Raw genomic sequence first — 11912 nt, forward strand, 5'->3', positions numbered from 1 at the left:
CCGCGCCGGCGCGGGCGGCGCCTCCTGGCCGGGGCGGGGATCTGCGCCCTCGCGGTCTCCGCGCTGCTCGGCGTGCTCGCGGCCCGCGGGGAGCTCGGCGCTCCGGACGCGGAGGAGCTCGCGCGCCGCGACGCCGGCGTCAGCATCGGCGCGCCCTGCTCCTGGACGGAGGAGGGGACGCAGGTGACGAGCGCCTCCGGGACCCCGGCGGTGTGCACGCTCGAGGAGCCGGGGACCTACCGGTGGGAGCGCGCGAGGCGGTGAGCCCTCCGCGCGCCGCTCGCACCGCCGGCTCCTGCGAGGGGTAGGGTCGCCCCATACACCTTCCCCCTCGAGGGCGAGCATCGTCCGGGCCGTCGGCCGACCGGCCCGGATCACCCGCGGGGGCCGACGCGGCCAGGAACCGACATGCCACCGACGAAGCGCTGGTCGCCCGGCGACCAGGTGACCTGGACCTACTACACCCTGCAGCACACGACACGCACCGTGCGCCCCGGCACCGTCGTCCTCGACGACGACCGCGGCATCGTGGTGTGGATCGCCCCCGGCACGGAGGTGCTGCTCCCCGTCCTCGAGAACGGTGCTGCTCTGCGCCGCGCCGGCGACGAGGGCATGTTCACACGCCCTCGCGTGCAGTCCAAGCAGCTGTGGACCGGGAACGGGATCCTCATGATCGGACTTCCCGACGCCCCCTATTCGGTGTGGCTCTTCTACAAGGACGACGGCTCCCTGGGCTGCTACTACGTGAACCTCGAGACGCCGCTCGAACGCACCGAGGAGGGCGTGCGCACGCGCGACCTCGTGCTGGACCTCGTGGTCCTGCCGCGGCGGGACTGGCACTACAAGGACGAGGACGAGCTCGAGGGCGCCGAGCGCGTCGGCTACTTCAGCGCCGAGGAGGCCCGGGAGATCCGTGCCGCGGGCCGCCGCGCCGTCGCCGACATCGACGCCTGGCGCTACCCGTTCTCCGCCGGATTCGAGCACTTCTTCCCCGACCCGTCCTGGCCGATCCCCGCCCTGCCGGACCACTATCGCTGGGATCTGGACCTCACGCGCCGATGACCCGGGGCGGTGCCGCGCAGATGGCAGGATGGGAGGCATGTCCTCTGAGAACCTCACGCGCGACGAAGCCCGGGACCGGGCCTCCTTCCTCCAGACCGACGCCTACGACGTCCGCCTGGACCTGACCACGGGTCCCACGACCTTCCGCACGGAGTCGACGATCCGCTTCACCTCGACCCAGGCGCGCAGCACCTTCGTGGACCTCATCGCCCCCGCGATCCACGAGATCGAGCTCAACGGCGTGCTGCTGGAGGACCCCGCCTCCCGCTTCGACGGGGCGCGCGTGCAGCTGCCCGAGCTCGCGATCGGCGAGAACACGGTCCGCATCCTCGCCGACGGCGCCTACATGAACACCGGCGAAGGGCTGCACCGCTTCGTCGACCCCGTCGACGACGAGGTCTACCTGTACACCCAGTTCGAGGTGTCCGACGCGCGCCGCATGTTCGCGAACTTCGAGCAGCCCGATCTGAAGGCCGAGTTCACCTTCACCATCACCGCCCCCGCGCACTGGCGCGTCATCTCCATCTCCCCCACGCCCGTCCCCGCCCCGGCCGGCGAGGGCACCGCCACCTGGTCCTTCGCCCCGACCCCGCGCATCTCCACCTACCTCACCGCGCTGATCGCCGGGAAGTACGAGGGGACCGAGGGCACGATCCGCTCCCGCAGCGGTCGTGAGATCCCCGCGGGCGTCTTCGCCCGAGCCTCGCTCGCCGAGCACCTGGACGCCGACCACATCCTCGCCGTCACCCAGCAGGGCTTCGACTTCTACGAGGAGAAGTTCGACGTCGACTACCCGTTCCCGACCTACGACCAGATCTTCGTGCCCGAGTACAACATGGGCGCGATGGAGCACCCGGGCGCGGTCACCTTCGTGGAGGCCTACGTCTTCCGATCCGAGGTGTCCGATGCGATCCGGGAGCGCCGCGACCTCACGATCCTGCATGAGCTGGCGCACATGTGGTTCGGGGACCTCGTGACCATGCGCTGGTGGGACGACCTGTGGCTGAACGAGTCCTTCGCCGAGTTCGCCTCGACCCTGTGCTCGGCCGAGGCGACCTCCTGGACCGATTCCTGGACGACCTTCGCCGGGTCGGAGAAGGCCTGGGCCTACCGTCAGGACCAGCTTCCCTCGACCCATCCGATCGTCGCCGACATGGTCGACTTCGACGCCGTGGAGACGAACTTCGACGGCATCACCTACGCCAAGGGCGCCTCCGTGCTGCGCCAGCTCGTCGCCTACGTCGGCGAGGAGGCCTTCTTCGAGGGGCTGCGCGCCTACTTCCGCGCACATGCCTGGGGCAACACGGAGCTGGCGGACCTGCTGGTCGAGCTCGAGGCCACCAGCGGCCGCGACCTGCGTTCCTGGAGCGCGCTCTGGCTCGAGACCGCGGGAGTGAACCTGCTGCGCCCGGTGATCGAACGGGACGCGGACGGCACCGTCACCTCCTTCGCGATCGCCCAGGAGGCGGTGCCCGAGCATCCGACCCTGCGGCCCCACCGCCTGGGCGTGGCCGGTTTCACCGTCCAGGGCGACAGGCTGGTGCGCACCACCACCGTCGAGGTCGACATCGACGGCGAGCTCACGCAGATCCCCCAGCTGATCGGCGAGCGCGCGGACCTGTGGCTGCTCAACGACGGGGACCTCGCCTACGCGAAGATCCGTCTGGACGCGCCGTCGCTCGAGACGGCCCTCGCCTCCCTGCGCACGATCGAGGAGCCGCTCGCCCGCACCCTGATCTGGTCCGCGGCCTGGGACATGGTGCGCGATGCGGAGCTGCCCTCGCGCCGCTTCGCCGAGCTCGTGCTCGCCAACATCACGGGCGAGGACTCCTCGAGCGTGCTGCGCACGCTGCTGGGGCAGCTCGCCACGGTCTCGACCGCCTACGCCGCCCCTGCCGAGCGCCCCGTCCGACGGGCCGCGGCCGCCGATGCCCTGCTCGCCCTCGCCCGCGAGGCCGCCCCCGGCTCCGATGCGCAGCTCCAGTTCCTGGAGGCCTTCGCGCAGCTGGCCTCCACGCCCGAGCACCGCGACCGGATCGCGGCGCTGCTGGACGGGAAGGACTCGCTGGACGGCCGCACGATCGACACCGACCTGCGGTGGAAGCTCGTGATCTCCCTGGCCGCCGTCGGCGGGGTCGACGAGGCCGTGATCGACTCGGTCCTGGCCGAGGACGACACCCAGTCCGGGCGCAAGAGCGCGCTCACCGCCCGCGCCGCCCTCCCCACGGAGGCGGCGAAGGCGGAGGCCTGGGCCCGCACCGTCAGCAGCGACGAGCTTCCCAACGAGTCCCTCACCGCGGTCGTACAGGGCTTCGGCCGCGTCGTCGACCCGGCGCTGATCGCCCCGTACGTCGAGCCGTACTTCGCCGCGCTCGAGCTGATCTGGGAGCAGCGCTCGAACGAGATCGCGAACCGGCTCATCCAGGGCTACTTCCCGGACTCCTTCGGGGACCAGGACGTGATCGACGCGGCCGATGCGTGGCTCGCCGCGCATCCGCAGGCGCCGCTGGGACTGCGCCGCCCGATCCTCGAGGGACGGGACACGGTCGCTCGGCAGCTGCGGGTCCAGGCCGCCGACGTCTGAGCCCGCTGCGGGATCGGCGCGGGGCGGGTGTCCAGCCCGCGCCGATCCCGGCGAGCTAGAGTCTCGCCCATGCCCGAGTTCGACCTCCCCCTGCTCGCCGACCCCTCCGCCGAGGCGACCCTCAGCTACCTCGACCAGGCCCTGCGCTGGCTGCTGAGCAACGGCCTCATGATCGCCGTGATCCTCGTCGGCGCCGCGATCTTCACCGCCCTCGCCCGCTGGCTGATCCACCGCTTCTTCCGGACCATGATCGCCTCGAGCACCAAGCTCACGGGCATGGCCGGCTCGGTCGCCAAGCGGGACCGCCGCGATCAGGCCGCGAGCGCGAAGCGCATCGAGCAGCGCGCCTCGACCCTCTCGAACGTCGCCGTGAACGTGGCGACCCTCATCATCTGGCTGATCGCGACCGTGATGATCCTCGACAAGATCGGGGTGAACATCGCCCCGGTGATCGCGTCGCTCGGCGTGGTGGGGCTCGCCGCCGGCATCGGCGCCCAGACCATCATCAAGGACATCGTCGCAGGCGTCGTCATGCTGTTCGAGGACATCATCGCCGTGGGCGACGTCGTCGACCTCGAGTACGCGACCGGCACCGTCGTGAACATCAACCTGCGGGTCACGCAGCTGCGTTCCCTGGACGGCAGCCTCTGGACCGTCCGCAACGGCGAGATCATCCGGGTCGGCAACATGTCCCGCGGCTACTCCAAGGCCGTCGTCGTGCTGGATCTGGACGCGGGCGCCGATGACGCCCGGGTCTCCGAGGTCCTCGCCCGGGTGGGCGAGGAGCTCACCGCCGACCCGGAGTGGGATGACGTCCTGGCCGGCCAGATCGAGGTCAGCGGCATCCTCAGCGAGGACGGCGCGCGGTACCAGCGGCGCGTCGTGGTCACCGTGACGCCGGGCTCCCAGTGGGCCACGGAGATGGAGCTGCGTCGCCGCATCCGGGAGGCCTTCGCGTCCGAGGGCATCAGCTTCGCCCTGCCCCGCTTCGCCGACACGACAGGAGCCTCCGCATGACCATCCCGCTGCGCCCCGCCGGACCCGGCCACGAGGTCGAGCAGACCTTCTACGAGGCGGTCGGAGGGCACGAGACCTTCGTGCGGCTCGTGGACCGCTTCTACGAGGGCGTGGCCGACGACCCGCTGCTGCGGCCGATGTACCCGGAGGAGGACCTGGCCGGTGCCCGGGAGCGCCTGACGATGTTCCTCGCGCAGTACTGGGGCGGGCCGAAGACCTACGGGGAGCGCCGCGGGCATCCGCGCCTGCGGATCCGCCACGCCGTCTTCCCCGTCTCCCCCGCCGCCCGGGACGCCTGGCTGCGCCATATGCGCGAGGCCGTGGACTCTCTCGCGCTGCCCCCGCTGCAGGCGGAGACGCTCTGGGACTACCTCGAGCGTGCCGCGCATTCCCTGGTCAACACCGTCGACGGCGGCGAGGCCCCGATGCCCGGCGGACAGGTCCCCGGGCACCTGGGCTGAGGCCGGGGCCGCGGCTCAGGCGCGGAAGAGGATCGGCTCGTCGCGATACTCCTCGAGCTGCCGCCGGGTGGGCCCGTCCAGGCGGGCCGCACGGTTCGTCCCCCGGTCCACGACGACGACCACGGTGCGCGCGGAGACGTACGGGGCCTGCGCCCCTGCATCGTCCTGGCGCAGCACCCGATAGTCCACATCGAGGCTGGCGCCGCCCAGACGGGAGATCCACAGCCGCACGAGCGCGCCCTCGCGCAGGTACGGGATCGGCCGGTGGTACTCCAGGCGCTGGGAGGCGATGAGGGTCAGCTGGGGGCTCGCCGCGTCGAAGACCCCCATCGCCGTGGGCAGACGCACCGCGCCCCGGGCGATCTGCTCCTCATCGGGCGCCCAGAAGGCCGCGATCCGCGCCTCCTCCAGCAGCCGCACCACTGCGGCGTTGTTCACATGCCCGTAGGCGTCCAGATCGGTCCAGCGCACGGGCACCGTGATGTCGAGATGAGCCATGGGGCCATCGTACGGAGCGGTGTCCTCTCGAGACGTAGCATCGGGTCATGACCGATCCCAGCCATGTCTCCGCCGCCCTGCTGGACCTGCTCGACCTGCGCCCGCAGGAGGCGGGCCCGGGGCAGGCCGCCGTCTTCGAGGGGGACACGCTCGCCCATCCGGGCGGACATGTCTTCGGCGGGCAGGTCATGGGCCAGGCGGTCGTCGCGGTGGGTCGCACCGTGCCCGAAGGCCGCGCGATCCACTCGATGTACTCGTACTTCCTGGCCCCCGGCGTCGCCGATCAGCCGATCCGCTTCGAGGTCGACGCGCTGCGGGACGGCGGCTCCTTCTCGGTGCGCCGTGTGCTCGCCCTCCAGGAGGATCGGACCATCCTCGCGATGACCGCGTCCTTCCAGGAGCGCCAGGACGGCCTGGAGCACCAGCTGCGCGCCCCCGCCGCGCCGAGCCCCGCGGACCTGCCCACGACGGCGCAGGTCCTCGAGGGCATCGACCATCCCGTCGCCCGCTACTGGGCGACCCAGCGTCCCATCGACATCCGCCACGTCACCGATCCGATCTACCTGCGGCCCGACGGATCCGGCTCCGAGTCGCAGATGCTGTGGATGCGCACGGTCGCGCCCGTCGAGGCGGACCCGCTCATGCACGACGCGATCCTCGCCTTCGCGAGCGACTACACGCCCTTCGAGCCGATCCTGCGCCGGCAGGGCCTCAGCTGGGTCACGCCCGGACTGCGGATGGCGACGATCAACCACGCCATCTGGTGGCACCGCCACGTCGAGATGGACGAATGGCTGCTGTACGTGCAGCGCTCCCCCTCCGCCTCCGGTGGGCGCGGCCTGACCGAGGGCAACCTGTTCGACGAGGCCGGCGACCTCGTCGCGACCGTCGTCCAGGAGGGGATGATCCGCGTCAAGCCGGCGTGAGGGCCGGGCCGGCTCAGGCCGCGGCGGCCTCGTTCGCGGCGGCCTGGGCCCGCGGCAGGGCCTCGGCGGCCTCGGCCTCTCCGGTGAAGACCTCCTGGATGATCGTCATCGCCGCGGCGGTCCCCGCCGCCGAGCGGGCCCCGAGCTCCGGCATCGCCACCTGTCCCATGTCCTCCAGCAGCGGTGCGACGTCCACGCCCTGCCCGCTCCAGTGCTCCTGCCAGGCCCCGCGCAGATCGCGGTGGGCCGGGATGCCCAGGCCCGTCGCGACGAGACCCCGCTGCGCGTCGGCCGTGCCGAGGAAGGCGAGCAGCTCGGCGATCGCCGCCGTGCGGTCCTCGCTGTCGGTGGCGATCCCGACCGCGGCCGTCGCGTGGACGAGGGGCCTGCGCCCCTGCGGCCCCGCGACGACGGGATGCAGGTCCCATGCGAAGGCGCCGTCGATCCCCGCGACCAGCTTCGGGAGGTCGTAGCTGCCGCTCTGCAGGAGAGCCAGGCGACCGCCGATGAACAGGTCCCGGCACAGCGCCGGATCCGCCGCGGTCTGCACCCCCGGGGGCGCGGCGAGATCGACCCCGGCGAGGTCGGCGAGGTACTGGACGGCGGAGATGCCCTGCTCGGACGCGAAGGAGAAGGCATCGTCCTCCCCCTGCCAGGCCCCTCCGGCCCCGGCGATGAAGGGACCGAGCACGCCGGTGCGGTCGGCCTGGGCGCTGAAGCCGTACACGGGCTCGCGGGCGTCGGTCCCGGAGCCGGCCGACGCCGCCATGGTCGCGAGCGCCGCCTCCCGCAGCGTGTCGTTCCCTCCCGCGGGATCGAAGACGAGGCCGCGCGGATCCACCTCGACCGGGTCGACGAGGGCGCGATCCGCCGCGAGCATCGACACGTTCCACAGCTGCGGCACGCCCCACAGGACGTCCTCGCGGCGGTACAGCTCCGTCGCCGCCGTCTCCCAGGCCCCGGCCGCATCGCCGACGGCGGAGCCCACCTCGACGATGCTCTCGGCCTGCTGCAGCTGGACCAGGTTCGCGGTGTTCATCCAGTAGACGTCGGCCGCGGACTTCGTGGCGAGGTCCTGGGGCAGCGCCGTCCAGTACTCGTCCCACGCCTGCGCCTCGACGGCCACCTCGATGCCGCTCTCCTCCGTGAAGGAGCGCAGCGCCTCCTCGTAGGGGGCCACGGCGCGCTCGTCCCAGATCCGCAGCACGAGCGTGTCCTCGTCCGGTTCCGCATCCTCTCCGCTGCCGCGGCCGCAGGCCGAGGCCGTGCTCGCGATGCCGAGGGCGGCCAGGGAGGCGAGCAGCTGACGGCGACTGGGCATGAGGGTCCTTCCGACGGGAGCGGGGGCGGGGCACCATTGTGCCCCGCCCCCGCCCCGGAGATGCTCAGGCTGTCGCGACCAGACCCAGCTCCGCCCGCGAGGCGAGGGCCGGATGCTGCGGGAGGACCCGCACGCTCGTGCCCACCGTGCCCGGACGACCCAGGGTCAGCCGTGCCTGGAAGCGGCCGTCCTCGCCGCGCCGCAGCGTGATGATCTGCGGGTCCACGAGCTCGCCGTCCTCCCCGACCGGGCCCAGCAGGGCCTCGACCGTGACCGAGGACTCCTCCAGGGACCCCAGCTCGACCGCGGCCGACAGCGTGATCTCCGCTCCCGTGCCGACCTGACCGGTGTCCTCGACCGGCGCGCCGTCCGCGGTGCTCATGCGCACGTCCTGGACCGAGACCTGCGACCACGCATCAGCCGTCCGGCCCTTCCACGCGGTGAAGGACGCCGCGAGCGACGGGTCCTCGGCGTAGGCCGCCGCCGCATGGGCCGCCGGCAGGTACAGCTCGGTGACGTAGTCGCGGACCATGCGCGCCGCGGTGATGCGGGGCGCGATCTGGACCAGCGACGCGCGCACCTTGCGCAGCCACCCGGCGCGCTGCCCGCGGGCGTCGGTGTCGTAGAACAGCGGTGCGATCCGGTGCTCGAGGATGTCGTAGAGGGCGGCTGCCTCGAGCTCGTCGCGATGGTTCTGGTCGGCGACCTCGGCGGTGGGGATCGTCCATCCGGCCTCGTCGGTCGCCATCTCGTCCCACCAGCCGTCGGAGATCGAGAAGGTCAGCCCGCCGTTGAGGACCGCCTTCATGCCGGAGGTTCCGGAGGCCTCCTCGGGACGGATCGGGTTGTTCAGCCACACGTCGGACCCGGCGATCAGCACGGAGGCCATGCGGATGTCGTAGTCCGGGAGGAAGGCGATGCGGTGGCGCACCCCGGCCTCGTCCGCGAACCGCACGAGCTGCTGCATGAACTCCTTGCCCGGCCGGTCGGCCGGATGCGCCTTTCCGGCGATCACGAGCTGGACCGGCCGGTCCGGGTTCAGCAGGATGCGACGCAGCCGCTCCGGGTCGCGCAGCATCAGGGTGAGGCGCTTGTAGGTCGACACGCGGCGGGCGAAGCCGATCGTGAGGATCTCCGGGTCGAGGATCTCGCGGGTCCAGGCGAGCTCGGACTCGTCGGCCCCGCGGCGGATCCAGGCGTCGTGCACATGCGTGCGGGCCATGTCGACGAGGGCGGCGCGCAGCTGGTCCCGCGCCCGGTCGAGCTCGGCGTCCTGCAGCGTCGCCAGCGGGCTCCAGTCGCTCAGCGCGGAGATGTCCACGTCGCCGAGCGCCTTCTTGAACAGGTCGTCCATCGTGTGGGAGATCCAGGTGCGGCGGTGGACGCCGTTGGTGACCGAGGTGATGGGCACCTCCGGCACCTCGAACCCCGGGTACAGGTCGGCGAACATGCGACGCGACACGGCGCCGTGGAGGGCGGAGACGCCGTTGGCGCGCTGGGCGAGGCGGAAGCCCATATGCGCCATGTTGAACACCTGGCCGCCGTCCTCGGTGCCGAGCGCGAGCGCGGCCTCGACCGGCAGGGCGCCGATGAGGCGGGAGATCCCGGCCGGATCCGCGTCGAGGTAGCGGCGCAGCTCCTCGACGTCGAAGCGGTCGATGCCCGCCGGCACCGGGGTGTGCGTGGTGAACACGGTCCCGGCGCGGACCTCGCTGAGGGCCTCCGCGAAACCGGCGCCGCCGCGCATGAGGCGGCCGATGCGCTCGAGCCCGGAGAAGCCGGCGTGCCCCTCGTTGAGGTGGAAGACCTGCGGGGTCGGGAAGCCGGAGGCCTGCGTGTACGCCTCGACGGCGCGGACCCCTCCGATGCCCAGGACGATCTCCTGCACGATCCGGTGCTCGTGGTCGCCGCCGTAGAGGCGGTCCGTGATGTTCCGGGCGTCCTCGTCGTTGCCCTCGAGATTCGTGTCCAGCAGCAGCAGCGGCACGCGCCCGACCTGCGCGACCCACAGGCCGATGCGGACCTCCCGGCTGCCGGGCAGGGTCACCGACACCGTCAGCTGCTCCCCGTCCTCGCCGCGGACCGGCTCGACGGGCAGCTTCGCGGGATCGTTCAGCCGGTAGGTCTCCTGCTGCCAGCCGTCGCGGTCCAGGCTCTGGGAGAAGTACCCGTACTGGTACAACAGGCCGACGGCCACGAGCGGCACGCCCAGGTCCGAGGCGGACTTCAGATGATCGCCTGCGAGGATGCCCAGGCCCCCCGAGTAGATCGGGAGGGTCGGGGTGATCCCGAACTCCATCGAGAAGTAGGCGACGGCGGGGACGGGGCCGCCGGTGGGCACGGTGCGCTGGAACCAGCGGCCGGATCCGAGATAGGTCTCCAGGTCGCCGAGCTCCGCGCGCATGCGCGCGAGGAAGGACTCGTCACGGGAGGCCTCGGCCAGCCGCGTGGCGGAGACCATCGGCAGCATCGCGACAGGGCTCTCGCCGCTGCGGGAGAACGCCTCCGGGTCCAGGGTGCGGAACAGGTCCTCGCTCTGGCGGCGCCAGGTCCAGCGGAGGTTCATGGCCAGGGTGCGCAGCGGCTCGAGCGCGGCGGGGAGCGCAGAGGTGACCTCGACGGTCATGGTGGGCTTCATGGCGCTCACCGTACCTGGTCCGGATGCGCCCCATCAGGTGCTTCCGGGGACCGGCCAGGGACGTTCGTCACGCCATCTCCGCGTTGCCCTTCTCCTGCGCCTGCGGGACCCCCTCGGCCGCGCTCAGACGGCCGATGAAGATCTCCTGGAAGATCGGCATGACCGCCGTCAGCCCGGCGTTCGCCCGCGCGCCGGTGTCCGCCGGGGCCGGGTCCTTCGCCGCCTCCACGAAGACGTTCACGTCGACGCCCCGCTCCTCCCAGTAGGACAGGAAGGCGGGCTGCGCCTCCCGGTTCGCCGGGAAGGACACGCCCATCTCGCCGAGCGGCGCCTGCCCCTCGGCCGAGCCCAGCCACGTCAGCAGCTGCGCGATGCCTTCCTGCCGCTCCTCCTCCGCCTTGGCGTTGCCGACCGCGACCACTCCGTGCACGAGGGACTTCGCGCCCTCGGGCCCGGCGATCATCGGGGCGAGCGCCCACTCGAAGGAGTCCCCGACCCCGTCCTCGACCGCGGGGAGGCTGTACGGGCCCGACTGGAACAGCGCCAGCTTCCCCTGGGTGAACAGGTCCCGGCAGAAGTCGCCGTTCTCGTTCGTGTCCGCGGCGCTCGGCGCGATCTGCGCGTCGTTCACGAGAGCGGCCATGTAGGCGAAGGCGTCGATCCCCTGGGGGCTCGCGAAGGAGTACAGGTCATCGGTCTGCCAGACCGCACCGTTCGAGGCGAGGAACGGGCCGATGATCGCCTGCCGGTCCGCGGAGGAGTTGACGCCGAACTGGGCGCGGGAGTCCGCGTCGAAGCCGTCGTCGCCGGGATGGCGGCCCTCGCCGTCCACGGTGAGCGCGCGTCCCGCCTCGCGCAGCGGATCGCTCGCCGCCGACGGGTCGAAGGACAGGGCGGCGGGGTCGACGCCGGCGGCCTCGACGAGGGCCTTGTTGTAGAACAGGGCGATCGAGTCCCACAGCTGGGGCACGCCCCACAGCTTCCCCTCGCGCGTGTAGAGGTCCACGACGGACGTCTCCCACTGGTCCGCGCCCTCGGTGACCACGTCGTCGATCGCGAGCAGGTCGCCGGACTCCTGCAGGAGCACGAAGTTCGCGGAGTTCAACCAGTACACATCCGCGATGTCTCCGCTGGCCACGTCCAGGGGGAGCTTCGTCCAGTAGTCGTTCCACGGGACCAGGTCGATGCTGACCTCCCAGCCGCTCTTCTCGGTGAAGGCGGCGAGGGACTTCTCGTAGGCGGGCTTCGCGGCCTCGTCCCAGAGGCGGAAGGTCAGGGTCTTCGCCCCGCCTCCCTCGCCGCCGGAAGGGGCCGACGGCGAGCAGGCGGCGACCGCGCCGAGCGCGCCGGTCGCGGCAGCGGAGGCCAGGAGGTGACGACGGGTGATCATCTGCGGTCCTTCCAA

At 72.1% G+C, this 11912-nt stretch carries 10 protein-coding genes; 6 read left to right on the top strand and 4 right to left on the bottom strand.

Annotated features, from left to right (window positions below; translation table 11 throughout):
- The 5 genes from ACFFF6_RS17385 to ACFFF6_RS17405 all read left to right on the top strand — a co-directional run.
- Positions 1 to 264: hypothetical protein (locus ACFFF6_RS17385; RefSeq protein ID WP_376982759.1), on the top strand; the 264-nt coding region annotated here is incomplete at its 5' end.
- A gap of 144 nt (positions 265 to 408) precedes the next feature.
- Entirely contained in the window at positions 409 to 1062 is a 654-nt protein-coding gene (locus ACFFF6_RS17390; protein WP_376982760.1) for a ribonuclease FAU-1 family protein, read from the top strand.
- Between the two features lie 37 nt (positions 1063 to 1099).
- Entirely contained in the window at positions 1100 to 3646 is a 2547-nt protein-coding gene (pepN, locus tag ACFFF6_RS17395; RefSeq protein ID WP_376982761.1) for an aminopeptidase N, read from the top strand.
- Between the two features lie 69 nt (positions 3647 to 3715).
- On the top strand, positions 3716 to 4663 hold the full coding sequence (locus ACFFF6_RS17400; RefSeq protein WP_376982762.1) for a mechanosensitive ion channel family protein: 948 nt from the start codon (positions 3716 to 3718) through the stop codon (positions 4661 to 4663).
- A complete protein-coding gene (locus ACFFF6_RS17405; RefSeq protein WP_376982763.1) occupies positions 4660 to 5124 on the top strand; it encodes a globin in 465 nt (154 codons plus the stop codon). Before ACFFF6_RS17400 ends, ACFFF6_RS17405 begins: the two co-directional genes overlap by 4 nt.
- Before the next feature lie 15 nt (positions 5125 to 5139).
- On the opposite strand, the gene ACFFF6_RS17410 is transcribed toward ACFFF6_RS17405, so the two are convergent.
- Positions 5140 to 5622, bottom strand: a complete 483-nt coding sequence (locus ACFFF6_RS17410; protein WP_376982764.1) for an acyl-CoA thioesterase — start codon at positions 5620 to 5622, stop codon at positions 5140 to 5142.
- 47 nt (positions 5623 to 5669) lie between these two features.
- Here ACFFF6_RS17410 and ACFFF6_RS17415 point away from each other — a divergent pair, with 47 nt between their 5' ends.
- A complete protein-coding gene (locus tag ACFFF6_RS17415; protein ID WP_376982765.1) occupies positions 5670 to 6548 on the top strand; it encodes an acyl-CoA thioesterase in 879 nt (292 codons plus the stop codon).
- 13 nt (positions 6549 to 6561) lie between these two features.
- Here ACFFF6_RS17415 and ACFFF6_RS17420 read toward each other — a convergent pair whose 3' ends face one another.
- From ACFFF6_RS17420 to ACFFF6_RS17430, 3 genes are all read right to left on the bottom strand, one after another.
- Complete coding sequence (locus ACFFF6_RS17420; protein ID WP_376982766.1) at positions 6562 to 7869, bottom strand: ABC transporter substrate-binding protein; 1308 nt, start codon at positions 7867 to 7869, stop codon at positions 6562 to 6564.
- Positions 7870 to 7933: 64 nt separating this feature from the next.
- Positions 7934 to 10507, bottom strand: a complete 2574-nt coding sequence (glgP, locus tag ACFFF6_RS17425; protein ID WP_376982767.1) for an alpha-glucan family phosphorylase — start codon at positions 10505 to 10507, stop codon at positions 7934 to 7936.
- A gap of 67 nt (positions 10508 to 10574) precedes the next feature.
- Positions 10575 to 11897, bottom strand: a complete 1323-nt coding sequence (locus ACFFF6_RS17430) for an ABC transporter substrate-binding protein (RefSeq protein WP_376982768.1) — start codon at positions 11895 to 11897, stop codon at positions 10575 to 10577.
- Between the last annotated feature and the right edge of the window lie 15 nt (positions 11898 to 11912).

Origin of the sequence: Brachybacterium hainanense (assembly GCF_042434575.1) — a bacterium.
In the GTDB taxonomy this organism is placed as follows: Bacteria; Actinomycetota; Actinomycetes; order Actinomycetales; family Dermabacteraceae; genus Brachybacterium; species Brachybacterium hainanense.